Genomic DNA, 25,810 nt, shown 5'->3' with positions numbered 1-25,810 from the left:
GGCTCAGCGGGAACCTCATACATCTCTGGAAGGTCTTCCCCCAAATGTCTGAAACCACCGGACGCACGTTTCCGCTGCTCCCCATGCTCGGCCACACCAAGGGCAAGCGCAGTGCGGTTACCTGTGCTTTGAAGTGCGACAACGCCTGCTCCGGCGATGTCTGCAACACCAGCGCCAACGGCTACTTCCGGGACATCGCTTCCACCGCCATGTCCCGCCGGGCCGCACTGGGCCTCGGCGCCGCAGGAGCGCTCGCCATCGTCCTCGGTGGTGCCGTGACTGGTGGTGACACCGCCGTAGCCGCCCCGGATAACGGACTCTCCGATGCCGCCAAGAAGGGCTTCGACAAGTCCAAGCTCAAGTTCACCGCCATCAAGCCCGTGGACGCAGCGGTAGATGCGTTCACCGTGCCCGAAGGGTTCGACTGGAAGCCGGTCATCCGCTGGGGCGACCCCCTCTTTGCCGATTCACCTGCCTTTGACCTCAACGCGCAGACTGCCGCAGCCCAAGCCCGCCAGTTCGGCTACAACAACGATTACACGGACATCCTGCCTATCCCGGGTTCCAAGGATCGCCGTGCCGTACTCTTCAGCAACCACGAGTACACCAACGAGAACATCATGCTGCCCGAAGGCTTCGACCCAGCAGAGGCACGAGCCATTGGACGTGCCGGACATGGCCTCGCTGTGGTGGAGCTCGAGCGCAAGAACAAGAACAAGCCGTGGAACTACGTCCAGGGAGCACCCCTGAACCGTCGCTTCCTCACGGACACCGTCTACGAACTGACCGGCGCTGCTGCAGGCACCAACCTTGTCAAGACGATCGATGACCCCGCAGGCCGCTGGATCAAGGGCACCCTGGGCAACTGCGCCGGTGGAACCACACCATGGGGCACCATCCTCTCCGGCGAAGAGAACTTCAACGGCTACTTCGCCGCTCCAGGGACCAGCGATGGCGACAAGCGCTACGGCCTCTCCGCGAAGGCAACCACGCGCCAGTGGGAACTCGATGAGCAGCGGTTCGATACCCGCAACTCCGGCTACGCCAACGAGACCAACCGCTTCGGCTGGATCGTGGAAGTTGACCCGTTCGACCCCACCTCCACTCCCAAGAAGCACTCCGCCATGGGCCGCTTCAAGCACGAAGGCGCCAACGTCATTGTTGCCCCGTCCGGCCGGGTAGTGGCGTACATGGGCGACGACGAACGCTTCGACTACCTCTACAAGTTCGTCTCCAAGGGCAAGTACCAGGCCGGCGACTCCCGCGAAGCCCGCCGCAACAACATGAACCTGCTCTCCGAAGGTGACCTCTACGTTGCCAAGTTCACTGGCGATTCGCCTGCCGACATCGACGGCACCGGCAAGCTTCCTGCCGACGGCGCCTTCGATGGCACCGGCGAATGGCTGCCCTTGGTAGTCAACGGCACGTCCGCAGTTCCCGGCATGACCGTCCCGGAGGTCCTGGTCTACACCCGTCTGGCCGCGGACAAGGTTGGCCCCACCAAGATGGACCGCTGCGAAGATGTCGAGCCCAACCCGCGTACCGGCAAGGTCTACGTGGCCTGCACCAACAACACGGACCGCGGCAAGCCGGGCAAGGAAGGCGCCACGGAGGTCAACCCGCGTACCCTCAACCGTGACGGGCACGTCGTGGAAATCACCGAAGGCCGCGAGCAGACCGGCACCAAGTTCAACTGGAACCTCCTGCTGGTGGCCGGTGACCCCGCCAAGAACACCTCCACGTACTTCTCCGGATTCCCGGCGGACAAAGTTTCACCGATCTCCTGCCCGGACAACGTAGCCTTCGACTCCGTGGGCAACCTCTGGATCTCCACCGACGGCGCACCCGGCACCATTGGCTACGCCGACGGTTTGTTCAAGGTCACCCTCGAAGGACCGGAGCGCGGCAAGGTTGAGCAGTTCCTTGCTGTTCCCCGAGACGCTGAAACCTGTGGTCCGATCATCCACGACGAAGAGCGCACAGTGTTCGTCGCCGTCCAGCACCCGGGTGAAGATGGCTCGTTCGCGGCCCAGAACTCCTTCTTCCCGGACTACGTGCCGGCCGGAGCTACCCCCGCTGCCGGCGCAGTGCGGGCCCCCCGCCCCTCGGTGGTGCAGGTCTTCCGCAAGTAGGCTTCCGTAGCTTCGAAGCTGACGAGTGCTCTCCCACCCGGGGTTCCTGGGTGGGAGAGCACTCGCACCTCCCGACGGTCTATCACTTCCCGGGTGTTAGGGCGTGACGCTCTATCACTTCCCGCGTGCTTGAGCGGGACGCTCTATCACTTCCCGCGTGCTTGAGCGGGACGCTCTATCACTTCCCGCGTGCTGGCGGCTTGCGCCACAAGTCGGGAGCGCCGATCGTGAGAAACTGCGGCACCCGAGTGAGAGAGGGATGCCCGATGTGGGCCGGGATGTGAGAGAACGTTGAGGGTTCGCCTGCGCCAATAGACTGGAACGGTGACTTCCCAGGACTCTCTGACATCCATTGGTGCCGCCCGGATCGCCGTTACGGCGCTGCTCGACGGCGGTGTGCGGCACGTGGTGGTGGCGCCGGGTTCGCGCTCCGCACCCTTGGCCTACGCTCTTGCTGAAGCAGAAGCTGCGGGCCGCGTCCGGCTGCACGTGCGCATCGATGAACGCGACGCCGGATTCACCGCGCTCGGCCTGGCACTTTCCACCGAGGCCCCTGTTGCGGTGGTAACCACATCCGGCACGGCTGTCGGCAACCTCCTGCCGGCCGTCATGGAAGCCAACCATTCTGCCGTTCCCGTGGTGGTTATTTCCGCGGACCGCCCAGAAGAACTCCACGGAACCGGGGCGAACCAGACCACCATCCAACTGGACCTCTTCGGCGATCACGTGCGTTTCGCCGTCGACGTTCCCGCGGGCGACCATCCCCAAAAAGCTGTTGCTACGGCGCTGTACGCAGCAACCGGTGCCCTCGAGGACACCCCGCCCGGCCCTGTCCAAGTGAATCTCGCCTTCCGGGACCCCCTGGTCCCCGCGCCCGGCGACGCGCTTCCAGCCGAGGCGGGACACGGCGTGTTTCATTACGACGCCGGACCTCAGGCACTGGTTCTCCCGGCAGCACCCAGAGAACTCGCCGAGCGACGTACCGTGGTACTCGCAGGCCATGACGCTGGCCCTGTGGCCGAGGCCTTCGCCCGCGCCCATGGACTGCCCCTGCTCGCCGAGCCGTCATCCAATGCACGCTTCGGCCCGAACGCCGTTGGACCGTACCGGGTGTTGTTGGAGCACTTCGGGCCGGAATCACCAGCTCCGATCGAACGCGTGGTCTTGTTTGGACGCGCCACTCTGTCCCGTCCCGTGGCATCCCTCCTGGCACGCGAATCAGTCGAGACAGCCATATACCAGCCCGTTCCTGTTGCTTGGTACGAAGCCGGCCGTCGCCGCGAAGAGCCCATCGAAACCCTTCCCGAGCTCGCAGAATTCGCTGGCCGCGGGTCCGCCGAATGGTTGGACTCCTGGCTCCTCGCCGCCGCTGCCGCCCAACACGGCTTGGATGGAGTGCTCGCGGGGGAGACGCTTGCCAGCGGCCCATCCGTAGGCGCCACCGTTTGGGAGCTTTCCCGCGGACAGTTGGTGCTCGGGTCCTCCAACGGCATCCGCGACGTCGACCTCGCCGGACAACCCCACACCGAACCGATTGCCAGTGTTTACGCCAACCGCGGCCTCGCCGGCATCGACGGCACCATCGCCACAGCCACAGGTATCGCCCTGGGCAGCGGACGCGAAACCACGGTCCTCCTGGGCGATGTCACCTTCCTGCACGACGCCGGGGGTTTGCTCCTTGGCCACGGTGAACCTGTGCCGGACCTGCGCATCGTGGTGCTCAACGACGCCGGAGGCGCCATCTTCAGCCTCCTTGAGCACGGTGCCGTGGAGGACTCAGGCGCCTACGGCACCGCCGTCGAACGCCTCTTTGGTACCCCGCACTCAGTAGACATCGCGGCACTCGCGGCGGCGTACGGCGTCGGACATCAATCGGTGAGTACGACGGCGGAACTTGCCGCGGCGCTCAAGGCGCCGCTCAAGGGGCGCACCATTGTGGAGGTGCGCGTGGACAGGGCGGGTCTGCGGGTGCTTCATGCTCGGATCAAGGAAGCCATCTCGGGAGCCGTGAGCCAGGTTCTGACTGCCGGCTAAGCCCGGCCCAGGATGGCGAGCCCGTCCGCGCCCGCTGCCGCCGATCGCGCCCGTAAGCTCTGGTGCGAAGTGCGCGAAGGGGTGCGCCGCCGGCGAACCAGTGGTGCGCGGGGTGGAAAGTGGTGCGCGGGGTGGAAACGGATGCAGGTCGTGAGTCGTGGGTTGGTGTGGGTTAGTCGCTACCGTTGCCGCCGATCGCGTCCGTAAGCTCTGGTGCGAAGTGCGCGAAGGGGTGCGCCGCCGGTGAACCAGTGGTGCGCGGGGTGGAAAGTGGTGCGCGGGGTGGAAACGGATGCAGGTCGTGAGTCGTGGGTGGTGTGGGTTAGTCGCTACCCGTGCCGCCGATCGCGCCCGTAAGCTCTGGTGCGAAGTGCGCGAAGGGGTGCGCCGCCGGCGAACGAGTGGTGCACTGGGCGGAAAGTGGTGCGCGGGGCAGAAACGGGCGCACGGGGCGGAAACGGGTGCGCAGGCGGGTGCGGGTCGTGAGTCGTGGGTTGGTGTGGGCTAGCCGCTACCGTTGCCGCCGATCGCGCCCGTAAGCTCTGGTGCGAAGTGCGCGAAGGGGTGCGTCGCCGGTGAACCAGTGGTGCGCGGGGCGGAAACGGGTGCGCGGGGCGGAAACGGGCGCACGGCAAGCAAGAACCGACCCAACGCAAAACGGGCGGGCACCACCCACAAAGGAGTGCCGCCCGCCCGTCAGCGGAGCAAAGCGATGGAGCTAGGCTTCCTCGACACCAATGTGCGTGGGGTCCAGGACGCGGCGCAGGAATTCCTTGGTGCGAGGCTGGGTGGGGGCGCTGATGACGTTTTCCGCCGGCCCTTCTTCCACTACGACACCAGCGTCCATGAAGACCACGCGGTCGGCCACTTCCCGTGCGAAGCCCATCTCGTGGGTGACCACCAGCATGGTCATGCCTTCCTGGGCCAGCTTGCGCATGACGGCCAGGACATCGCCCACGGTTTCGGGGTCGAGGGCAGAGGTGGGCTCATCGAAAAGCATGAGCTGCGGGTCCATGGACAGCGCGCGTGCAATAGCCACACGCTGCTGCTGGCCACCGGAGAGCTGGTCCGGGAAGCGGTCGGCGAGGTGTCCCAGGCCAACGCGCTCCAGGTTGTGGCGCGCTACGTCCGAGGCCTCGGACTTGGAACGCTTGAGGACCTTCATCTGCGAGATGGTGCAGTTGTCCAGGACGCTGAGGTGCGGGAACAGGTTGAAGTGCTGGAACACCATTCCAACGCTTTGGCGCATCTTGTTGAGGTCTACGTCGGGATCGGTGGCCTCGAACTTGCCCACGTTGATGGTGCCGGCGTTCGGCTGCTCGAGCAGGTTGACGCAGCGAAGGAGGGTGGACTTGCCGGAGCCCGAGGGCCCGATGAGGCAAACTACCTGGCCCGGTTCAACGGTCAGCGAGATACCTTTGAGGACCTCGTTGCTGCCGTAGGACTTGCGAAGATCCTTGATGTCGACGCCCGCAGCGCGAACGCTGGAGGTGCTCCCAGTGGAGTTATTCATGACTGTCCTGCCTATCGCTTCGTCCGCGCGGAGCGGCTTTCGAACTTCCGTGCCAGGAGGCTCAAGGGGATGGTGATGACCAGGTAGAAGGCGCCGGCGACGAGCAGCGGCGTCAGGCCGGCCCCGAGGCTGGAGATGCCGTCGCGCCCGAACTTGGTGAGCTCGTACTGGGACGCGGTGAGGCCCAGGACGTAGATCAAAGAGGAGTCCTTGGTGAGCAGGATGATCTCGTTGGTCAACGGCGGCAGGACGATCTTGAAGGCCTGGGGGATGACGATTGAGATCATGGCCCGCCAGTGCGGCATACCCAGCGAACGGGCTGCCTCCATCTGGCCCTTGGGAACAGCCTGCAAGCCGGCGCGGAGGGTTTCAGCGATGTAAGCCGAAGCCACCATGCCCAGCGACACCATGACCACGATGTTGACGTCCCACTGCACGCCGAACGCCAGCGGAACACCGTAGCCGAAGGCAATGAAGACCAGCAGGGCGGGAACGCCGCGGAAGAACTCGATGTACCCCGTTGCGAGCCAGCGGTACAGCGGGAAGGAGGAGAGCTTCATCAGGGCAAGCAGAAGGCCGCCTGACAAACCCACCACAAAAGCCAGCGCTGTGTAGATGAGGGTGTTCTTGAGGCCCACCAGGAAGATATCCGGGAACATCGGCCCGATTTTGGAGAAGTTGAAGACGCTTGTGCCAATGGTCTTCCAGTCCACAGCAAGGATCACTGCGGCCACGGCCACGACGAAGATTCCGGCCTGGACGTACAAACTGACTTTGGCTCGTTGACGTGCAGTCATTGCCATGGTGTTCTCACATTCATGTTGCGCAGGTGGGGCCCCGAAACAACGTATCGTTTCGGGGCCCGCCTGCGTGGATCTGGGGGAGCCGGGGCTCGGACTACTTGGTGGCTTCGCCGAACCAGGTGGTCTCGAACTTCTTCAGGGTGCCGTCATCGGTGATGCGCTTGAGCGTGGCGTTCACGGCGTCCGCCATGGCGGTGTTGCCCTTCTTGATGGAGATGCCCAGCTTCTCGCCCGTTGCGTAGTCTTCAACGCGCTTGAGGTTGGAATCGTCCTTGATGGCGTAGCCAAGCACTGACTGGTTACCGACTGCGGCATCGATGGTACCGGCCTTGAGGGCCTGGACCAGGAGGCCGGAGTCTTCGAACTGCTGGGCGTCGATTCCCTTGTCCTTGGCGTACTGGGCGCCGGTGGTGGCCTGCTGGACGCCCACCTTCTTGCCCTTGGCACCGTCGATGTTGCTGATGCCTGAGGACGAGGTGGCTACGAGGGTCAGGTCGTCATCCAGGTAAGGGGTGGAGAAGTCCATGACGCTCTTGCGGACATCGGTGATGGAGATCGAGGAGATGGAGACGTCGCAACCGGTCAGTGCGGTGCCGGTCTCGATGGCTTCGAAGGAGCTGTCCACCACGTTGAGTTCGGCCTTGACGTCCTTGGCGATCTCGGCGGCGATGTCCATGTCGAAGCCTACGATCTTGCCGTCCTTCTGGAATTCGAAGGGCTCGTAGGGAACGTCCGAGCACACCGTGAGCTTGCCGGCGTTGATGAGCTTCAGGCCGGAGGCATCCGTGGCAGCCGGGGTGGACGAGCCACCGCAGGCGGTGAGGGCCAGTGCGCCGGCTGCGAGCACGGCGGCAATCTTGGTGCCGGACAGAACCGAACGGGAGATCTGCATGTTGTTTACCTTTTGTTGCGGGGGATGCTGAACTGAGTCGGTTTTAGTGTAGCGCCGAACGTGAGATGTGCATCACAGGAAACTAAGTTTCACTATTGGATAACTAGTTTACGCACTTATCAACCACCAAAGCAGAAGCCCTGTCTGGAATCCCAGATTCAGCGGCGGATTCCCAAGGCTTCGAGCATCGGCCGGAACTTCGCCCATGTTTCCGCCAGTTCGGCCTCCGGCTGCGAGCCCTCGACGATGCCGCACCCGGCATACAAGCGCACCGTATTGGCGTCCTCGATCACCGCACCGCGAAGCGCGATACCCCACTCGCCATTGCCGGCGGCATCGAGCCAACCGACCGGTCCGGCATACGGGCCGCGGTCCAAATGCTCCAATTTTCGGATCAACGCACCGGCAACCAGCGTCGGGGTTCCGCACACCGCGGCCGTGGGATGCAGCGCATTGATCAGGGCCAGACACGTGGGCACGTGCCCCTCGATGTCCGCCAACTCCGCCTTCACGTCCGAGGCCAGGTGCCACACGTTGGGCAGCTCAAGAATGAAAGGTTCGCTGTGCGAATTCATCGCTTCCGAGAACGGTGCCAGCTGACGGGTCAGGGAATCGATCGCGATCTCGTGCTCATGCCGCTGCTTCTCGGATCCAGCCAGGACGCGCTCCGCATATTCCATGGGGGAACCGTCCATGCCGTCAGCATCACGTCGATCCAGGGTTCCTGCCAGCACGCGGGCTTGCGCGGTGCGGCCCTCCACCTGAATCAGCATTTCAGGCGTTGCGCCCACCAGGCCGTCCACGCCGTACGTCCAGCATTCGCGGTACCTTGCGGCGAGTTGGCGAAGTACCTCCGCAGCGTTGACGCCCTCCGGAAGGTTCGCGACGACGTCGCGCGCCAACACCAACTTCTCCAGTTTCCCGGCGCGGATCTCCTCCACGCCGTTGGACACTGCCTGCATCCAGGCGGCCTCGCTGAGGGAACCATGGCTGAGGTGGCCGGCGGAACCGTCAGCGGCAACGGCCTCAGCTGAGGGCACGACGTCGGAGCTTCCTGCCGCTGAATCCTCACCGTTCGGTTCCGGTTCAGTCAGCCAGCGGTGCACGGAGGCGAGGACGCCCGCTTCGGTGAGGGGGTCGTCGTCGAACGTTAACTGGGTCGCCCAGGCGCGGCCATCGCGGATCCCCACCACCAGCTCCGGGAGGATCAAACGGGACACATGCGGGGAGGTTTTGGAGAAGGCGAACGAGCCGAAAGCCACAGGCCCGGTGCCCGGAACTTCCACGTGATCAGTGATTTCGGCCTCAAGAATGAGGTGCCGCCACCAGATATCGGCCTCTAGGAAGCGTTCTGGCCCGGTGGCGTTGAAGCGGGTCAGCTCGCCGTAACCCACCAGTCCGGCCTCGCGGCGGGACCAGCAAAGAACGTCGTCCCGCACCAGAAACGACGGCAGCCCCCCGGAGGATGATTCAACATCGAGGGGGACTGTCAAGGTGCGGAGCGTGCTCGTCATGATGGAACAACAGTACTCCCGAGGACAACCAGAATCTGAGCCGACTTCTACAGCGCAGCAAAGTCGGCTGAATGTCTGAGACAATTACAGGGTGAACCGAGCATCCTTGGAAAAGCGTCCGGACGAAGTTGCGACGATGTTTGATGATGTCGCCCCAAAATACGATGTCGTCAATGATGTCCTGTCCATGGGGCAGACACGGCGTTGGCGCCGGATCGTGGTTGATGCCGTGGACGTGAAGGTTGGCCAGAAGGTCTTGGACCTCGCTGCCGGCACCGGAACCTCCAGCGAACCCTATGCAGACGCCGGCGTGGACGTGGTGGCCTGCGACTTCTCCTTGGGCATGCTCAAGGTCGGCAAGCGCCGCCGCCCGGATATCGACTTCATCGCCGGCGACGCCACCAACCTGCCGTTCGCGGACAACAGCTTCGACGCTTCCACCATTTCCTTCGGCCTGCGCAACGTCGTTGAACCGCGCAAAGCCCTCGAGGAAATGCTGCGCGTCACCAAGCCCGGCGGCCGCCTGGTCATTGCCGAGTTCTCACACCCCGTAGTGCCGCTGTGGCGCAACCTCTACACCGAGTACCTCATGCGTGCGCTCCCGGCCATCGCCACCAAGGTGTCCTCCAACCCGGACGCCTACGTGTACCTGGCCGAGTCCATCCGTGCCTGGCCGGACCAGGACCACCTGGCCCAGTGGCTCAGCGACGCCGGCTGGACCGACATCACTTACCGCAACCTCAGCGGCGGCATTGTCGCCGTGCACCGTGCACAGAAGCCCGCCGAGCACCGCGAAAGTGTTCCAGTGGCCAAGCTTCGCCGCCAGATCAAGCCGCGCCAACAGGCCGGCTGACCCCGTACCGCCTGCTGATTTAGGACGACGTGAAAGTACTGATTGTTGGCGCGGGCCCGGCCGGGTCCACCGCCGCGTATTACCTCGCCCAGGCGGGCATCGACGTCACGGTGCTGGAGAAGACCTCTTTCCCGCGTGAGAAAGTGTGCGGCGACGGCCTCACCCCCCGCGCCGTCCGCGAGATCCAGAAGCTTGGGCTGTCCCACGCTGTGGAGGACGGGTGGCGCCGGAACAAGGGCCTCCGCCTCATCGCCGGCGGTCGCACCATTGAACTGCCTTGGCCAGAGGTTTCCGACTTTCCCACGTATGGCCTGATCCGTACGCGGCTTGGCTTCGACGAATCGTTGGCCCGCCACGCCGAGGCTGCGGGCGCCGTCGTGCTTGAACGCCACAGCGTCACCTCCGCTTTGACCGCCGACGACGGTCGCGTCATCGGCGCACGGGCGTCCATCCTTGACGAGTCCGGACGCAAGACGGGCGAAACGCGCGACTTCCACGCCGACGTCGTCCTCGCTGCGGATGGCAACTCGACGCGAACCGCCGTGTCGCTGGGGATGCACAAGCGCGACGACCGTCCGCTGGGCGTCGCCGTGCGAACCTACTTCACGTCCCCCCGCCATGACGACGACTGGATGGAAGGCTGGCTGGAACTGCCGGGTAAATCCGGCAAGCCGCTGCCCGGTTACGGCTGGGTCTTCGGTGTTGGCGACGGCACTTCCAACGTGGGCCTCGGCATCCTGAACTCCTCCAAGGAATTCGGCAAGCTCGACTACAAGCAGGTCCTGCGCGAATGGACCTCCGGCATGCCCACTGAATGGGGCTTCACCCCTGAAAACCAGGTGGGGGAGATCCGTGGCGCCGCGCTGCCCATGGGTTTCAACCGCACCCCGCACTACTCACCCGGGCTGCTCCTGCTGGGCGACGCCGGCGGCATGGTGTCCCCGTTCAACGGCGAAGGTATCTCCTACGCCATGGAGTCCGCACGGTTCGCGGCAGAGTTCCTGATCGACGGTGCCGCGCGTTCGGCTTCAGCCGGTTGGTCAACGCACGACGCCGACGCACACCTCTCGCGGTACGCGGACTATGTGCGGGACCAGTGGGGATCGCACTTCACGCTGGGGCGTGCCTTCGCTTTCCTGATCGGCAAGCCTGCCGTGATGAAGCTGGCGCTTCGCACGGGGATGCCCATTCCTGTGCTGATGCGCTTCGTGGTCCGCATGCTCGCCAACCTCACGGACCCCGCCGCGAAGGGCTTCGAAGACCGCGTGATCCGGGTCCTCGAAATGCTGGTTCCGGCCACCTCCAACACTTCCTCTGCCCGTGCGATGACGCCGGCAGGCACCGACACCGCGGTTTCCGCACCAACTAGTTAGGGTTAACCCGTGACGAACTCTGCCGAACACAGCTGGACGCATGCCGGTCACGGCCTGCCGGACTCTGTTGAGCCTGCTCCCAACACCACCGCGATCGCAACGGGACTCCAGCTGCCCGCCGGTTTCGCCGCCATTGCCGGTGACGCCGAACTCGGTCCTGCCATCACCACCAACCTCGCCCGGGTGGAGAAGAAGCTTCGCGAAGCCATCTCCAACTCGGACCCCTTGGCTGATGCGACGTCCCGTCACTTGGTGGAAGCCGGAGGCAAGCGCATCCGTCCGCTGCTCACTTTGCTGTGTGCCCACCTTGGCGATGCTTCACGTCCCGAGGTTGTCCAGGCAGCGGTGGTGGTTGAGCTGACCCACTTGGCAACGCTCTACCACGATGACGTGATGGACTCCGCTCCCTTCCGCCGCGGCGCTCCCACGGCCCATGAAGTGTGGGGCAACTCGGTGGCCATCCTCACCGGTGACCTCATTTTCGCCCGCGCTTCCATCCTGGTCTCCGAGCTCGGCTCCCGCGCTTTGGGCATCCAGGCACGAACCTTCGAACGCCTGTGCCTCGGCCAGCTCCACGAAACCGTGGGACCGCGCGAAGACGAAGATCCCGTGGAGCACTACCTGTCCGTCATCGCGGACAAGACCGGCTCCTTGGTGGCCGCATCCGGGCAACTGGGTGCGATCTTTGCCGGCGCTGACGAAGCCTACGAGGACCTGCTGGTGGAGTACGGCGAGAAGGTGGGCGTTGCCTTCCAGCTCGCCGACGACGTCATTGATGTCACCGGTGTGAAGGTCAAGTCCGGCAAGTCCCCGGGCACCGACCTCCGTGAAGGCGTTCCCACTCTGCCTGTGCTGCTGCTCCGCCGCGACGCCGCTGCGGGGGATGCCTCCGCCACAGCTCTCCTGGAATTGATCGACGGCGACCTGTCCTCCGACGCCGCCCTGGCTGAGGCCGTGGCCGGCCTGCGCGAGCACCCCGTTACCAACGAGTCCTGGAAGATCGCCCGCCAGTGGTCCGCCGAGGCCGTTGCTGCCTTGGCCCCGCTGCCCGAGGGTGTGGTGAAGTCCTCGCTGACCAACTTCGCACATGCAGTGGTGGACCGCAGCAGCTAAGTTTTTCTTTGCTTTCGCAGGCGTCCGGTCTTTTGTAGGCCGGGCGCCTGTTTTTTGTTGTCCGGATTCCGGATGCGGGCCCTTCGTCGTCGCGTTGCCGCGTACCGTCACCACCTACTTTGAGTGTTCGAGCGTGACGACTCGCCTGTGGTTGCGGCGTGTTGGGCTGCTGGGGGAATCAAAGTGGGTGGTGGCCGTGCGCCCCCAATCCTGAACTCCCCGGAAAAACGGAATGGCCCCGGTTCGTTGCAACGTTACGAGTCATACGCTGCACCGAACCGGGACCACAATCTCCGTTCGCATCAGACCCACCGGAGGCATTTAGTGGATCCGTGAAAAGTTTATGACAATCCTGTCACATATGCAACTTTTTGGGTCAACGGTTTTTTCTAATCTGCCGTGCGATTTACAGCGGAGCGCCGAACCTCCATCACCCACTTTGAATCACGGAGCGGGGGGTTCGCCGTCCATGGGGTGTGTCGCAACGTTCCGGGCCAGCAAACAGGGTGGTGGAGGTACCCATAGATGTCCACATAGGGAACTTCCCGGCAACCGCAGGGTCCTCGCCGAACCCACCATGGGTGCATGGATATCAACGAATTCCTCCGCAGCCGGCATGGAGCAGCCAGAACGGAAACCCTCAGGAAGGCCGGCTTTACACAGCGGGCACTGGCGAAGGCTGTCAGTGACGGGACAGTTGGTCGTTTACACCGTGGCGTCTATAACTCGGGCGATGCCGACCCCGACGTCGTTGCCGCCTTCCGGGCCGATGGCGTCCTTACCTGTATCTCGGCCGCCCGGTTCTATGATCTGTGGACTCTTGAGAGTGCACAGGAACTCCACTTGAGCTGCAGCACCGGCCTGGCGAGGCGACGTGTTGCGCACCACGGGGCCCGCCAGCACCCCGACCATCCGTACCTCCCGGTTGCCGGGGTGGCCGATGTCCTGATCCACGCGCTCCGATGTTTGCCTGAATTGGATGCGCTCGTCATGGTGCAGAGTGCGGTCAGCCTGGCGCTCCTCTCGACGGACTTCTTGAAGTTAAAGCTTCCGGGCAACAGGAATGGCCGAATCCGGGAAACCTTGAACTTGGTTCTTGCGCGTGCCGATTCCCTCCTCGAGGTGCTGGCGCACACCCACTTCACCAAGGCGGGTCTAAAGGTTCAGATGCACGCGGATGTCCCGGAAGTAGGTGAAGTGGACTGCTTGGTTAACGAATGCCTGATCGTTGAACTCGACGGCGGCACACACCTTGAGGGGAAACAGGTCAAGAAGGACCAATACAGGAACAACGCAGCCATGCGGAGAGGGCTATTGAGCCTTCGCTACTACTACGCGGACGTCGTTCATCACCCGGAGAGGATGGTTGCCGAGGTCAAGGCAGTCTTGCGCAACAGGGAAGTTGGCCTCTATGCGCCGGCGAGGTACGCGCCTGGGTGGGTTCCGTCGTCGTGAATTAGCGTTTCCCCTGTACCGCCACCACCCACTTTGACCGCAACTTTCCAGCGACACACCACCCGAACGGCGTGTCAGGGCAGTTGCAAAATCAAAGTGGGTGCTGGAGGTACACGGGGCACTACGAAAACAGCCCCTTTCCTGACCAGGGAGTCAGGAAAGGGGCTGCTGCAAACTGAAAATTAGTCTTCGTCGTCGTTGAAGGCCCACTCAAACATGTCGAACGCGAACTCGGAGAACGTGCCTTCCTCGCTCTTCCACTGGCCGCGGGCGTTGTTGCGGCGCCAGACGATCGGGTCCGGGATGCCGAGATCAGCGGTGCGGAAGCCCCAGGTGAACTGCTCTTCCTCGTCCTCGAGGAACATGAGGAAGCCTTCGTCGTCCACCTCGAGTTCCTCGGGATCCCAGAAGTAGTGGTAGGCCTCCATGAGGTCCTCGCAGCCGCCGATTGCCAGGTAGAACTCGCGCAGGACCAGCGGGATGGTGAAGGAGTGATCGGAGAGGGCATCGTCCAGTTCGTCGGGCGTGAGGCCATCTTCTTCCTGCCATTCATCCTCGAGATACTTTGGGACCAGCGCGCGGAACTTCTCGAGGAACATGTCAGTCATGCTCTTATCCTAGCTAATCCCGGGCACCCGAAATTGCGCCCGGGCCGGCGCCGGGGCGGTGCCAGCCACGAACGGCCAGCGGTACGTGCCAGCTGCGTCGCCAGGCCGTCACGCGGAAGGCGAAAACAACTGCTGCCACCACGCACGCAGTGAGCCCCGTGAAGGTGCCCAGATGCCAGAGGAGCGTGGTGAGGCCTGCCCCCACAAACGCCGGGAGCGCATAGAGATCGCGGGCATTAAACAGCGTAGGAACTTCGTTCGCCGTAATGTCCCGCAGCAGGCCACCGCCCACCGCGGTGGTGACACCGAGCAGGATGGCGGCCACGGGGTTCATGCCGGCAGTGAGGGCCTTGAGCGTTCCGGTGATGCAGAACAGAGCCAGCCCACCGGCGTCGAACAGTGTTAACAGGGACGTGAAGCGCTGGACCGAGGAGAACAGGAAGTAGACCAGCATCGCAGCGAGCAGCGGGGGAGCAAGGTAGGCCGGATTCGTGAAGGCAATCGGGGGACCGGCGTTGATGACGATGTCGCGGATCACTCCGCCGCCAAGGGCAACAATGGAGCCCAGGAGCACGGAGCCAACGATGTCGAACTGTTTGCGGGCGGCCAGCAGGGATCCCGAGACCGCGAAGAAGAACACGCCAACCAGGTCAAGCCAAAGGAGGACGATGTCGATGGAAATCAAGTGGACGGGTTCTTTCTGGATACGACTCTCAATAGATGCTGGCTCAACGTTACGCTAGCTCCCATGAACAGCCCCGTTTTGATCGCTTGCGCCCACGGAACCCGGAACGCCGAAGGGCAGGCCGCCATCCGTCGCGTGATGGCGGAAATTGAAGCCCTCCGTCCCGGGTTGCGCGTGGTTGAGGCGTACGTCGACGTCCAGGAACCCGAACTGGGCGGCGTGGTGGAGGGCCTGCCCGAGGGGACTGCCGCCGTCGTCGTACCGCTTTTGCTTTCCACCGGCTTCCACATCAAGGTGGACGTGCCCAAGGCCATCAAGACGCGCCCCGAGGTTGTGGCTGCCAGGCCGTTGGGTCCGGACCCGCGGCTCGCTGAATTGTTGGCCACGCACTTGCGCGCGGCGGGGCTGCAGGAGCACGACGGCGTCCTGCTGGCTGCCGCGGGATCGTCCCTTCCGGACGGCTCGGTTGATTCGGAAGAGCAAGCGCGACTGCTCGCCGAGCTGCTGCCGAACAAGGTGCGGGTGGCCTATGGTGCCAGCGCCCAGCCAACAGTGCCCGACGGCGTCGCCTCCTTGCGTGCCGAACTCGCCGCGGATGGCGGGACAGGCAGGGTCTTCATAGCCTCGTACCTCTTGGCAACAGGTTATTTCCACGATCAGTTGGCGAAGGCCGGCGCGGACGTTGTTGCGGCTCCGTTGCTGCCGTCCAAGGTGCTCGCGGAGATCGCGCTGGAACGGTACGACGCAGTGTTGGAAAGGCTCTCCTAACCTTTATCCACGCGGAAAAGCGGCCAAATTGACCTGCACAAAGCAGGCCCTCCGGACAAGGCCGCTGGCGTGTTCGTGACGAAATGTTTCCCTAGGTGACTTAGCATTTCCGGACCTTTGCTGGCGAAATCTGGCCAGACCTACAGTCGATGTATGACAGATACAGCTGTAGCCGGTGCGTCCTCGGACACCGCAGTTCCCTCGCGTCCGGCGCGCACCCGCCCTGCCGCAAAGCCCCACGGCCAGTGGAAGGTTGACGGCACCGCGCCACTGAATGCCAACGAAACCTGGAAACAGGAAGACAACGGCCTGAACGTCCGTGAGCGCATTGAGTCTGTCTATTCCAAAGAGGGCTTCGATTCGATCGACGGAACGGACCTTCACGGCCGCTTCCGTTGGTGGGGCCTCTACACCCAGCGCAAGCCCGGGATCGACGGCGGCAAGACCGCAACGCTTGAACCGCACGAGCTCGAAGACAAGTACTTCATGCTGCGCGTGCGCATCGACGGCGGTGCGCTGACCACCGAACAGCTGCGCGTCATCGGACAGATTTCCGTGGACTTCGCCCGCGGCTCAGCCGACCTCACGGACCGCCAGAACATCCAGCTGCACTGGATCCGCGTCGAAGACGTGCCCGAAATCTGGCGCCGCCTCGAGGGCATCGGGTTGTCCACCACCGAGGCCTGCGGCGACGTTCCCCGCGTCATCCTCGGTTCCCCCGTTGCGGGCATCGCCAAAGACGAGATCATCGACCCCACGCCGCTGATCCATGAGCTCGCCGAACGGTTCATCGGCGACCCCGAACTGGCCAACCTGCCGCGCAAATACAAGACCGCCATCACGGGACACCCGTCCCAGGACGTCGTTCACGAGATCAACGACTTCGCCTTGGTGGGCGTCGTCCACCCTGAGCTTGGCGTCGGCTACGACCTCTGGGTTGGTGGCGGCCTCTCCACCAACCCGCGCCTGGCCGAACGCCTCGGTGTGTTCGTCTCCGCCGATGTCGCCGCTGAAGTATGGCTGGGCGTCACCAGCATCTTCCGCGACTACGGCTACCGCCGCATGCGCACCAAGGCCCGCCTGAAGTTCCTCATGAACGACTGGGGTCCGGCCAAGTTCCGCCAGATCCTGGAGGACGAGTACCTCGGCTTCAAGCTTCCCGACGGCCCCGCTGCTCCCAAGCCCACGGCTCCCGGCGACCACATCGGCGTACACGAGCAGAAGGACGGCAAGTTCTTCATTGGCGTGACCCCCACTGTGGGCCGCACCTCCGGCGAGGCACTTGTCACGCTGGCGGACACCCTGGAGAAGCACGGCAGCTACCGTCTGCGCACTACTCCTCACCAGAAGCTGGTCATCCTGGATGTGGCCAAGGAGCAGGTGGAGCCCCTCATAGCCGAACTGGACACCTTGGGCCTCTCCGCCCGTCCGTCCGTGTTCCGCCGCGGCACCATTGCCTGCACGGGCATCGAGTATTGCAAGCTGGCCATCGTGGAAACCAAGGTCACGGCTGCTACGGCCATCGCTGAACTGGAACGCCGCCTGGCCGACCTCGTGGAGTCCAAGCAACTGCCGTCGGCACTGTCCCTCCACATCAACGGTTGCCCCAACTCCTGCGCACGCATCCAGACGGCCGATATCGGCCTGAAGGGCATGATGCTGCCAACGCCCGACGGCGACCCCACCCCGGGTTTCCAGGTCCACCTTGGCGGCGGGCTGGCGAACAACGAGCGCGAGGAAGCCGGTTTGGGACGTACGGTCCGCGGCCTCAAGGTCACCGTGGATGACCTGCCCGACTATGTGGAGCGTGTGGTCCGTAAGTTCGTCGCCGTTGGCGCTGAGGGCCAGACCTTCGCTGAGTGGGCACACTCCGCCGATGAAGGAGACCTCCAATGACAGACCACGTCACCATTACCAACCTCGCCAGCGCAGCAGCCCGTCCGGCGCTGCGGTCCCATGAGGAGCTCAAGGCCCTTGCTGAACAAGGCGCCGCTGAGCTTGGCTGGAACGCCCCTGCCTCGGACATCATCGCCTGGGTAGCCCGCAACTTCGAGCTGCCCACGGTGACGGTCGCCTGCTCCATGGCCGACGCCGTCCTGCCGGCTTTGGTGGCGGACCAGCTTCCCGGCGTCGACGTCTTGTTCCTGGAAACCGGCTACCACTTCAAGGAAACGTACGAGACGCGCGACGAAGTCGCAGCGAACCTCCGCGTCAACGTGGTGGACGTCCTTCCGGAAAGCACCGTGGAGCAGCAGGACCGCCTCCTGGGCAAGGACCTGTTCGCCCGCGACCCCGCCCAGTGCTGTGCACTGCGCAAGGTCCAGCCCCTGCGCCGCTCGCTGGCCGGCTACGAGGTGTGGTTCACCGGTGTCCGCCGCGACGAGGGACCCACACGTACCAACACACCGGTGGTCACTTGGGATGAGGGCTTCGGCCTGGTCAAGGTGAACCCGATGGTCGATTGGACCTTCGATCAGCTGATCGAGTACTCCGAGGACAACATCCTTCCCGTCAACCCCCTCCTGAGCCAGGGCTACCCGTCCATCGGCTGCCAGCCCTGCACCCGCAAAGTGGCCCCGGGTGAAGACCCCCGCGCCGGCCGCTGGGCAGGTTCCGACAAGACAGAATGCGGACTACACACATGAGCACCCAAACAACCACGGACGCCTACGCAGCAGATGCCGCCCCCGCCCCTTCGCTGGACGGCAATGCTGCAAGCAGCATTGCGTCCAGCTACGACAGGCCCGATGCCACTCCCGGGGCGGCATCTGCTGCTTCGGCTCTGCAGTCGACTCGCCTTTCGTCACTGGACACCCTCGAGTCCGAGGCCATCCATATCATCCGTGAGGTCGTTGCCGAGTTTGAGAAGCCTGCGCTGCTGTTCTCCGGCGGCAAGGATTCGGTGGTCATGTTGCACCTGGCCACCAAGGCGTTTTGGCCGGGCAAGGTTCCGTTCCCCGTTCTCCACGTGGACACGGGCCACAACTTCCCCGAGGTCATCGACTTCCGGGATCGCACCGTTGAGCGTCTTGGCCTGAAGCTGGTTGTTGGCTCCGTCCAGGAGTTCATCGACCGCGGCGAGCTGGCTGAGCGAGCCGATGGCACCCGGAACCCGCTGCAGACTGTTCCGTTGCTTGATGCGATTCAGAAGAACAAGTTCGATGCCGTCTTCGGCGGTGGCCGCCGTGACGAGGACAAGGCCCGCGCCAAGGAGCGCATCCTGAGCCTCCGTGACGAGTTCGGCCAGTGGGATCCGCGCAACCAGCGCCCCGAGCTGTGGAACCTGTACAACGGCCGCCACACGGTGGGCCAGCATGTCCGCGCGTTCCCCATCAGCAACTGGACCGAGCTGGACATCTGGCGCTACATCGAGCGCGAGAACATCGAGCTCCCCGGCCTCTACTACGCCCACGAGCGCGAAGTTTTCGCCCGCGACGGCATGTGGCGCGCGGTGGGCGAGGTATCCCAGCCGCTGCCTCACGAGGATGTCATCACCAAACTGGTGCGCTACCGCACGGTGGGCGACATGTCCTGCACAGGTGCTGTGGAATCCGATGCCCGCACCGTGGCCGACGTCGTTGTTGAAGTCGCTGCCTCCACCCTGACCGAACGTGGCGCCACCCGAGCAGATGACCGCATCTCCGAGGCAGCCATGGAAGACCGCAAGAAGGACGGCTACTTCTAAATGAGCACCGAAACACTGGCTGCCGGACTGGAAACAGCCCTGCCCACAACCCTCTTCCGTTTCGCTACCGCCGGCTCGGTGGACGACGGCAAGTCCACCCTGGTGGGTCGCCTCCTGCACGATTCCAAGGCGATTCTTGCTGACACGCTCGACGCCGTTGCCCGCACTTCTGCGGACCGCGGCTTCGGCGGCGAGAAGGGCGGGATCGACCTCGCCCTCCTGACCGACGGACTGCGAGCCGAGCGCGAGCAAGGCATCACCATCGATGTGGCCTACCGCTACTTCGCTACGGACCGCCGCAGCTTCATCCTGGCGGACTGCCCCGGCCACGTTCAGTACACCAAGAACACGGTGACCGGCGCGTCCACTGCGGATGCCGTCGTCGTACTCATTGACGCCCGCAAGGGTGTGCTGGAGCAGACCCGCCGTCACCTGTCCGTTCTGCAGTTGCTGCGCGTTGCCCACGTGATTGTGGCTGTGAACAAGATCGACCTGGTGGACTTCAGCGAACAGGTGTTCCGCGACATCGAGACCGACGTTCAGAAGGTTGCCCGCGAGCTCGGACTTGGTTCGGACGGCGTGGCTGACCTGCTGGTGGTTCCTGTGTCCGCCCTTGATGGCGACAACGTGGTGGACCGCTCCGAGCGCACCCCCTGGTACACCGGCCCGGCACTGCTTGAGGTCCTCGAAACCCTCCCGGCTGCTGACGAGCTTGAGGCCGAACTGGAGAGCTTCCGCTTCCCGGTTCAGCTGGTGATCCGTCCGCAGGGCGCCCTGGCGCCGGATGCTGTTGCTGCCGGGCTGGATGTGGAGGCGTACCGCGATTACCGTGCCTACGCCGGCCAGATCACCGAGGGCTCCGTGAAGGTCGGGGACGAAGTGAGTGTCATCAGCCCGGGCCACGAACCGCGCACCACCACGGTGATCGGCATCGACTTTGCCGGCCAGTCGTTGGACGAGGCCGCAGCTCCGCAGTCGGTGGCTGTTCGCCTGGCTGATGAGATCGACATCGCCCGTGGCGACACCATCGCTGCTGCAGGCACCGTCCGGGAAAGCACCGCTGACCTGTACGCGTCGTTGGCTTGGCTCTCGCCCAAGCCGCTCCGCGAAGGCCAGAAGGTCCTGGTGAAGCACGGTACGCGTACGGTCCAGGCACTGGTCCGCAACGTCACCGGCAAGCTGGACCTGGCCACGTTCAACGTGGAGCCGGCGTCCAACTTGGAACTCAACGACATCGGACATGCACAGCTCCGGCTCTCTGCTCCGCTGCCGTTGGAGAACTATCTGCACCACCGCCGCACCGGCGCTTTCCTGGTGATCGACCCCATCGACGGCAACACCCTTGCCGCCGGCCTGGTCAAGGACCACCCGGGCGACCACGAAGACGAACGTTACGTCATCTAGGGTCACACGTAGTCACAAAACCGCAGCTTGTTCGCGACTCCTCACGTTGTACGGCGGGAATTTCGGACAAGCTGCGGTTTTCTTTTTGGGGAAGGACCCATGGCACAGAACACCACGCTCAGCACTCTCCTTAACGCCGGTAAGGACTTGGTCCTGGACGGCGCCCTGGCCACTGAACTCGAGGCGCATGGCTGCGACCTTGAGGATTCGTTATGGTCCGCCAAGGTCCTCCTGGAGCAGCCGCACTTGATCAAGCAGGTCCATCGCGACTACTTCGACGCCGGTGCCTCCGTCGCCATCACGGCCAGCTACCAGGCCACTCCGCAGGGTTTTGCACGGCGCGGCCTGTCCGTTGATGAGTCGTTGGAGTTGGTGGCGTTGAGCGTCCGATTGGCCGACGAAGCCCGCGCGGAAGCCTTGGCAGAAGGTTCAGTGAGCGGCCCATTGCTGGTGGCCGGATCCGTGGGGCCCTACGGCGCCTACCTTGCCGACGGCTCCGAATACCGCGGCGACTACACGCTTTCCGCCGCGGAATTCCGGGACTTCCACCGCCCGCGTATTGCGGCGCTGGTGGAGGCCGGCGCGGATTTCCTGGCGTGCGAGACCCTGCCGTCCTACGCCGAAGCGGAGGCTCTGTTGGCGCTCGTGGCAGAGTTCGACGTCGAATCCTGGTTTACGTTTACGCTGCGGGACAGCAGCCACATCAGTGATGGAACGCCCCTTGCGGACGTCGCTGCGCTGCTGCGCGCGGAACCGCGCGTGGCCGCCGTCGGGGTTAATTGTGTGCCGCTGGAACTGGTGACGGACGCGCTGGGCACTCTGCAGCAGTCCTCCGACAAGCCGCTGGTGGCTTACCCGAATTCCGGTGAAACCTACGATGCCGTGACCAAAACGTGGGGTCCGTCGGAGGGCGTTCAGGGCACCGGAACCTTGGCCGGCAACGCAGCCGTTTGGCAAGACCGCGGCGCCCATCTCATAGGAGGCTGCTGCCGCACAACTCCGCATGACATTGAAGCCCTCGCGGCGAATATGACGCCACGTGAACCTGCGTGAACCTTGATTTCTGCGGGATTGAAGCCGAAATATGACAGTCCCTACTGTGAAGGCATGACCTCTCCGGAATGGTCCTTGCTTGCCCTCAACGGGCGATGTCACGGGGCCTGATCTTCGCCCCCTCTGCATCCCACATCTTCTAAGGACCCACCCTCATGTCGAACACTCCCGAGTCACAGAAACCTGATTCCGGTACCACCCGCATCGTCGCCGGTGAGACCGCATCCAAGCCCAAGCGCCGCCGCACTGTGGAGATCGCCCTGGCCGTCGGCCTGGTGCTGCTGATCGGTGCAGGCGCCGCCGTTGCTTCCGCTGTTTCGCAGAACAACCAGGCTGCCCCGGCCCCCACCACGTCGCCGGCCGCTGAGCTCAAGCTCGGCTACTTCAGCAACGTCACCCACGGCCCGGCGCTGGTAGGCACCAGCAAGGGCCTGATCGCCAAGGAACTCGGCGATACCAAGCTCAGCACCCAGGTCTTCAACGCCGGGCCCGCCGCGATCGAAGCCCTGAACGCCGGCGCCATCGACGCCACGTACATCGGCCCGAACCCGGCCATCAACTCTTACGTCAAGAGCAACGGCGAGTCCATCAGCATCATCGCCGGTGCAGCAGCAGGCGGTGCCCAGCTGGTGGTCAAGCCGGAGATCAACTCCGCAGCGGACCTCAAGGGCAAAATCCTCAGCTCCCCGCAGCTCGGTGGCACCCAGGACGTGGCTCTCCGCGCTTGGCTCGGTGACCAGGGATTCAAGACCAACACTGATGGCAGCGGCGACGTCAACATCAACCCCACCGAAAACGCCCAGTCGCTGAAGCTGTTCCAAGACGGAAAGCTCGACGGCGCGTGGCTGCCTGAGCCGTGGGCCTCCCGCCTGGTGCTCGAAGCCGGTGCGAAGGTCCTGGTGGATGAGAAGGACCTGTGGGAGAACGGTGATTTCACCACCACCATCCTGATCGTGAACAAGAAGTTCGCCGCCGAACACCCGGAAACCGTGAAGGCCCTCCTGAAGGGTCACGTGGAATCCGTGAACTGGCTCAACTCCGCCTCGGCTGAGGAGAAGGCGACCACCATCAACGCGGTCCTCAAGGACACTGCAGGCAAGCCGCTTCCGGCGAACGTGATCGAACGCGCTCTGCAGAACATCAAGTTCACCACCGACCCGCTGGCCGGGACGTACAACAAGCTCCTCGAAGACGGTGTGAAGGCCGGCACCACCAAGCAGGCCGACATCAACGGCATCTTTGACCTCCGCACGCTGAACGAGGTTGAAGGCAAGAAAACCTCGGCAGCAGGCCTTGGCCAGGACTAAGCAGTAACAGGCTGGTCCGCTTCCCCTTGCGGTTCACGCGGGGGAGCGGGCCGGCCTTTGGCCACATCAGCTCTACCAATCAACACGAAGGACGGGACCATGCCAGTCGTACTCGAGAACCTGGGCAAGCGCTTCGGCGACGGCGCCCCGGTGCTGGACGACGTCAACGCCACCATCGCTCAAGGCGAGTTCGTCGCCCTCCTCGGTGCGTCCGGCTGCGGTAAGTCCACCTTGCTGAACATCATGGCGGGACTTGAACCGCCGACGTCGGGCGCTCTTGAAGTACCCAGCGACGGCGCGGCCTTCATGTTCCAGGACGCGGCCCTGTTCCCGTGGCTGACCGCGCGCGGCAACATTGAGTTGGCCTTGCAGTTGGCAGACAAGTCCAGCTCCAAGGCGAGCCGGCGCGCCCGTGCCACCGAGCTGTTGGAACTGGTGCACTTGGGCGGCGCGGGGGATAAGCGTCCCCACGAACTCTCCGGCGGCATGAGGCAGCGCGTCGCGTTGGCCCGTTCCTTGGCCCAGGACCGGCAGCTGCTGCTGATGGATGAGCCTTTTGCTGCCCTCGATGCGATCACCCGCGATCTTCTGCATGACGAGCTTGAGCGCATCTGGAAGGAAACGGGCCGGACCATCGTGTTCGTCACCCACAACGTGCGCGAAGCCGTACGACTGGGGCAGCGCGTGCTGCTGTTGTCCTCGCGTCCCGGCCGTGTGGTGGCCGAATGGGACGTCACCGAGGAACACCGTACCGATGCCGGCCGTGCCGGGGAGCTGACCGGTGTCATTACCCGCCGTCTTCGCGAGGAGATCCGCCGCCATGCCAAGTAACCCCATCACCACCGAAGAGCGGACCCTTCCCGTGACTGAATCCAAAGAGCACATCACTTCACCGTCGCTGAAGGGCAACGCCTCGGAGCTCCGGGACCTTGAAGCGGGCCTGGATAACCTCCAGTCGGACAGCGGCCGCAAAACCGGCATCGAATGGAAGCGGGTGCTGCTTCCCGTTGCCGCGCTGGTGGTCCTGATCCTCGCGTGGCAGTTCTACGTTTCGCTTGAATTCAAACGGCGCGACCTCGTCCCCGGGCCCCTTGACGTCCTCACCCAGTTCGTGACGATGTGGGGTGAAGGCAAAGTCCAGGAAGCGGTGTGGACATCGCTGCAGCGTGGTGTGATCGGCTTCCTGATTTCGGTGGTCATCGCAACGCCCGTGGGTCTGATCCTGGCTCAGGTTGCTCCCTTGCGCCGTGCGTTTGGACCTCTGATCTCCGGCCTGCAGGTACTCCCCTCCGTGGCGTGGGTTCCTGCCGCCATCATCTGGTTCGGCCTGACCGACGCAACCGTCTACTTCGTGGTGTTCATGGGCGCCATCCCGTCCATCATTAACGGACTCATTTCCGGCGTGGACCAGATCCCGCCGCAGTACCGCAGCGTGGGCACAGTCCTTGGTGCCAACCGGCTCCAGATGGCGCTGCAGATTGTCCTGCCCGCCGCGCTTCCGGGCTACATCGGCGGTTTGAAGCAGGGCTGGGCTTTCTCCTGGCGGTCCCTGATGGCCGCGGAAATCATCGCAGTCGGCGGAACCATCGGGTTCGGGCTGGGCTCATTGTTGGATCAGGGCCGTTTGCTCTCCGATATGACCATCGTGATGTCCGCGATCCTGCTGATCCTGTTCGTAGGCATCTTGATCGAACTCCTGGTGTTCGGGCCGATCGAGAAGCGACTGCTTCAGCGCCGGGGCTTGCTGGCGGGCAGCAGCCGCTAACCATTGGAGTTTTTGTACACGTAATGCCTTTAAGAGTGCTTCTTAGGGGCATTACGTGTACAAAAACTCCGGCTGGCCTTGTTCGCGGTTTCGCGCCCGTTTGCGCCGTGCGCGCCCCATCGGCGTCGGGGTCGCACCTTGTCGCGCCATCCGCCCCAGTGGTTACGGGGGCGATCGGCGGAAAGGGGTGCGGCAGCTTCTGGCGCCCTTCCTCCGCTCTCCGCGCGCACCTAGAATCGTCGAATGGGCCTTCTAACGTTCAGCATCAACGTCACTCTTGATGGTTGCGTCGACCACCAGGAGGGCATCGCCGACGACGAGACTCATGCCCTCTTCACCCACCTCCTGGAGCAGAGCGGGGCAATGCTCTGGGGCCGTACAACCTACGAAATGATGGAGAGCTACTGGCCTTTCGTGGCAAGCGGCGAGGTGGACGCCCCGCCGGCGTTGCTTGAGTGGGCGCTGACGTTGGAAGCAATGCCCAAGTACGTCGTCTCGACGACGCGCACCGACTTCCCCTGGACCAATAGCCACCACCTTGTTGGAGATCTGCGCACGGCGGTGCAGGAACTCAAGGACCGGACCCCCGACGGGGTGCTGATAGGCAGCGGAAAATTAGCCACGGAACTGGACCGACTGGATCTGATCGACGAGTACAAGTTCCTCGTCCACCCCATGATCGCTGGCCACGGTCCCACCCTGTACCAGGGCGGGCTGCCCGCCACCCGGCGCCTCGAGCTGGTCTCGGCGAAGCCGCTCAGCAACGGCGTGGTATCCATGCACTATCGACGCATTGACTAAGGGCTGAGCACGCACTCTGCCTCATGCGCCCGTTGCCGCCGGAGGCACCCTT

At 64.0% G+C, this 25,810-nt stretch carries 22 protein-coding genes; 16 read left to right on the top strand and 6 right to left on the bottom strand.

Translation table 11 applies throughout. From position 1 onward, the window contains the following. Positions 1-44: 44 nt before the first annotated feature. A complete protein-coding gene (locus AB4Y77_RS03960) occupies positions 45-2,132 on the top strand; it encodes a PhoX family protein (RefSeq protein WP_442013015.1) in 2,088 nt (695 codons plus the stop codon). A 324-nt stretch (positions 2,133-2,456) separates the two neighbouring features. Then, entirely contained in the window at positions 2,457-4,166 is a 1,710-nt protein-coding gene (gene menD, locus AB4Y77_RS03955) for a 2-succinyl-5-enolpyruvyl-6-hydroxy-3-cyclohexene-1-carboxylic-acid synthase (RefSeq protein WP_442013014.1), read from the top strand. A gap of 718 nt (positions 4,167-4,884) precedes the next feature. Here the strand turns inward: menD and AB4Y77_RS03950 are convergent. The 4 genes from AB4Y77_RS03950 to AB4Y77_RS03935 form a co-directional block, all read right to left on the bottom strand. Continuing rightward, on the bottom strand, positions 4,885-5,679 hold the full coding sequence (locus AB4Y77_RS03950) for an amino acid ABC transporter ATP-binding protein (protein ID WP_311214684.1): 795 nt from the start codon (positions 5,677-5,679) through the stop codon (positions 4,885-4,887). An 11-nt stretch (positions 5,680-5,690) separates the two neighbouring features. Then, entirely contained in the window at positions 5,691-6,482 is a 792-nt protein-coding gene (locus AB4Y77_RS03945) for an amino acid ABC transporter permease (RefSeq protein ID WP_024817743.1), read from the bottom strand. Between the two features lie 94 nt (positions 6,483-6,576). Continuing rightward, positions 6,577-7,374 (bottom strand): ABC transporter substrate-binding protein, encoded by a 798-nt coding sequence (locus tag AB4Y77_RS03940; protein ID WP_311214683.1) that lies wholly within the window; start codon positions 7,372-7,374, stop codon positions 6,577-6,579. A 158-nt stretch (positions 7,375-7,532) separates the two neighbouring features. After that, positions 7,533-8,888 (bottom strand): isochorismate synthase, encoded by a 1,356-nt coding sequence (locus AB4Y77_RS03935; RefSeq protein ID WP_442013013.1) that lies wholly within the window; start codon positions 8,886-8,888, stop codon positions 7,533-7,535. A 91-nt stretch (positions 8,889-8,979) separates the two neighbouring features. Between AB4Y77_RS03935 and AB4Y77_RS03930 the strand changes: the two genes are divergently transcribed. The 4 genes from AB4Y77_RS03930 (at position 8,980) to AB4Y77_RS03915 (ending at position 13,682) form a co-directional block, all read left to right on the top strand. After that, positions 8,980-9,741 (top strand): demethylmenaquinone methyltransferase, encoded by a 762-nt coding sequence (locus AB4Y77_RS03930; RefSeq protein ID WP_089595934.1) that lies wholly within the window; start codon positions 8,980-8,982, stop codon positions 9,739-9,741. Positions 9,742-9,770: 29 nt separating this feature from the next. Then, positions 9,771-11,114, top strand: coding sequence for a geranylgeranyl reductase family protein (locus AB4Y77_RS03925; RefSeq protein WP_442013012.1), 1,344 nt, complete (start codon positions 9,771-9,773; stop codon positions 11,112-11,114). A gap of 9 nt (positions 11,115-11,123) precedes the next feature. Beyond that, a complete protein-coding gene (locus AB4Y77_RS03920; RefSeq protein ID WP_442013011.1) occupies positions 11,124-12,227 on the top strand; it encodes a polyprenyl synthetase family protein in 1,104 nt (367 codons plus the stop codon). Between the two features lie 585 nt (positions 12,228-12,812). Next, positions 12,813-13,682, top strand: coding sequence for a type IV toxin-antitoxin system AbiEi family antitoxin domain-containing protein (locus AB4Y77_RS03915; protein ID WP_442013010.1), 870 nt, complete (start codon positions 12,813-12,815; stop codon positions 13,680-13,682). A gap of 182 nt (positions 13,683-13,864) precedes the next feature. Here AB4Y77_RS03915 and AB4Y77_RS03910 read toward each other — a convergent pair whose 3' ends face one another. Further along, a complete protein-coding gene (locus tag AB4Y77_RS03910; RefSeq protein ID WP_311214678.1) occupies positions 13,865-14,290 on the bottom strand; it encodes a hypothetical protein in 426 nt (141 codons plus the stop codon). A gap of 13 nt (positions 14,291-14,303) precedes the next feature. Then, complete coding sequence (locus AB4Y77_RS03905; protein WP_311214677.1) at positions 14,304-14,975, bottom strand: trimeric intracellular cation channel family protein; 672 nt, start codon at positions 14,973-14,975, stop codon at positions 14,304-14,306. Here AB4Y77_RS03905 and AB4Y77_RS03900 point away from each other — a divergent pair, their 5' ends adjacent. The 10 genes from AB4Y77_RS03900 (at position 14,976) to AB4Y77_RS03855 (ending at position 25,758) form a co-directional block, all read left to right on the top strand. Further along, the gene (locus tag AB4Y77_RS03900; RefSeq protein WP_442013009.1) at positions 14,976-15,743 is read left to right on the top strand and encodes a sirohydrochlorin chelatase; all 768 of its coding nucleotides are present in this window, start codon (positions 14,976-14,978) and stop codon (positions 15,741-15,743) included. Positions 15,744-15,896: 153 nt separating this feature from the next. Continuing rightward, entirely contained in the window at positions 15,897-17,639 is a 1,743-nt protein-coding gene (locus AB4Y77_RS03895) for a nitrite/sulfite reductase (protein ID WP_442013008.1), read from the top strand. Further along, complete coding sequence (locus AB4Y77_RS03890; RefSeq protein ID WP_442013007.1) at positions 17,636-18,388, top strand: phosphoadenylyl-sulfate reductase; 753 nt, start codon at positions 17,636-17,638, stop codon at positions 18,386-18,388. Before AB4Y77_RS03895 ends, AB4Y77_RS03890 begins: the two co-directional genes overlap by 4 nt. Beyond that, a complete protein-coding gene (cysD, locus tag AB4Y77_RS03885; RefSeq protein WP_442013006.1) occupies positions 18,385-19,428 on the top strand; it encodes a sulfate adenylyltransferase subunit CysD in 1,044 nt (347 codons plus the stop codon). The genes AB4Y77_RS03890 and cysD overlap by 4 nt, the downstream gene beginning before the upstream one ends. Further along, positions 19,429-20,832 carry a sulfate adenylyltransferase subunit 1 gene (locus tag AB4Y77_RS03880; protein ID WP_311214672.1) on the top strand — a complete coding sequence of 468 codons (1,404 nt, stop codon included), beginning with the start codon at positions 19,429-19,431 and terminating at the stop codon, positions 20,830-20,832. It abuts the gene before it with no gap. 99 nt (positions 20,833-20,931) lie between these two features. Further along, positions 20,932-21,885, top strand: a complete 954-nt coding sequence (mmuM, locus tag AB4Y77_RS03875) for a homocysteine S-methyltransferase (RefSeq protein ID WP_442013005.1) — start codon at positions 20,932-20,934, stop codon at positions 21,883-21,885. Between the two features lie 155 nt (positions 21,886-22,040). Then, positions 22,041-23,192 (top strand): ABC transporter substrate-binding protein, encoded by a 1,152-nt coding sequence (locus tag AB4Y77_RS03870; protein WP_442013004.1) that lies wholly within the window; start codon positions 22,041-22,043, stop codon positions 23,190-23,192. A 99-nt stretch (positions 23,193-23,291) separates the two neighbouring features. Continuing rightward, positions 23,292-24,023: an ABC transporter ATP-binding protein gene (locus AB4Y77_RS03865; protein ID WP_311214669.1), complete on the top strand. Its 732-nt coding sequence runs from the start codon at positions 23,292-23,294 to the stop codon at positions 24,021-24,023. Continuing rightward, positions 24,013-24,957 (top strand): ABC transporter permease, encoded by a 945-nt coding sequence (locus AB4Y77_RS03860; RefSeq protein ID WP_311214668.1) that lies wholly within the window; start codon positions 24,013-24,015, stop codon positions 24,955-24,957. Before AB4Y77_RS03865 ends, AB4Y77_RS03860 begins: the two co-directional genes overlap by 11 nt. A 243-nt stretch (positions 24,958-25,200) precedes the next feature. Then, positions 25,201-25,758: a dihydrofolate reductase family protein gene (locus AB4Y77_RS03855; RefSeq protein ID WP_311214667.1), complete on the top strand. Its 558-nt coding sequence runs from the start codon at positions 25,201-25,203 to the stop codon at positions 25,756-25,758. Positions 25,759-25,810 lie beyond the last annotated feature (52 nt).

Source organism: Paenarthrobacter sp. YAF11_1 (assembly GCF_052113445.1).
GTDB lineage: Bacteria > Actinomycetota > Actinomycetes > Actinomycetales > Micrococcaceae > Arthrobacter.
Note: the sequence above shows the minus strand (reverse complement) of the source record. Positions and strands in the feature narration are given on the sequence as shown.

Bases quoted from the DNA above. Each gene is read 5' to 3' on its own strand.
- AB4Y77_RS03960 (WP_442013015.1), top strand. From the start codon at position 45: ATGTCTGAAACCACCGGACGCACGTTTCCGCTGCTCCCCATGCTCGGC.
- AB4Y77_RS03950 (WP_311214684.1), bottom strand. From the start codon at position 5,679: ATGAATAACTCCACTGGGAGCACCTCCAGCGTTCGCGCTGCGGGCGTC.
- AB4Y77_RS03945 (WP_024817743.1), bottom strand. From the start codon at position 6,482: ATGGCAATGACTGCACGTCAACGAGCCAAAGTCAGTTTGTACGTCCAG.
- AB4Y77_RS03940 (WP_311214683.1), bottom strand. From the start codon at position 7,374: ATGCAGATCTCCCGTTCGGTTCTGTCCGGCACCAAGATTGCCGCCGTG.
- AB4Y77_RS03935 (WP_442013013.1), bottom strand. From the start codon at position 8,888: ATGACGAGCACGCTCCGCACCTTGACAGTCCCCCTCGATGTTGAATCA.
- AB4Y77_RS03915 (WP_442013010.1), top strand. From the start codon at position 12,813: ATGGATATCAACGAATTCCTCCGCAGCCGGCATGGAGCAGCCAGAACG.
- AB4Y77_RS03910 (WP_311214678.1), bottom strand. From the start codon at position 14,290: ATGACTGACATGTTCCTCGAGAAGTTCCGCGCGCTGGTCCCAAAGTAT.
- AB4Y77_RS03895 (WP_442013008.1), top strand. From the start codon at position 15,897: ATGACAGATACAGCTGTAGCCGGTGCGTCCTCGGACACCGCAGTTCCC.
- AB4Y77_RS03890 (WP_442013007.1), top strand. From the start codon at position 17,636: ATGACAGACCACGTCACCATTACCAACCTCGCCAGCGCAGCAGCCCGT.
- cysD (WP_442013006.1), top strand. From the start codon at position 18,385: ATGAGCACCCAAACAACCACGGACGCCTACGCAGCAGATGCCGCCCCC.
- AB4Y77_RS03880 (WP_311214672.1), top strand. From the start codon at position 19,429: ATGAGCACCGAAACACTGGCTGCCGGACTGGAAACAGCCCTGCCCACA.
- mmuM (WP_442013005.1), top strand. From the start codon at position 20,932: ATGGCACAGAACACCACGCTCAGCACTCTCCTTAACGCCGGTAAGGAC.
- AB4Y77_RS03870 (WP_442013004.1), top strand. From the start codon at position 22,041: ATGTCGAACACTCCCGAGTCACAGAAACCTGATTCCGGTACCACCCGC.
- AB4Y77_RS03865 (WP_311214669.1), top strand. From the start codon at position 23,292: ATGCCAGTCGTACTCGAGAACCTGGGCAAGCGCTTCGGCGACGGCGCC.
- AB4Y77_RS03860 (WP_311214668.1), top strand. From the start codon at position 24,013: ATGCCAAGTAACCCCATCACCACCGAAGAGCGGACCCTTCCCGTGACT.
- AB4Y77_RS03855 (WP_311214667.1), top strand. From the start codon at position 25,201: ATGGGCCTTCTAACGTTCAGCATCAACGTCACTCTTGATGGTTGCGTC.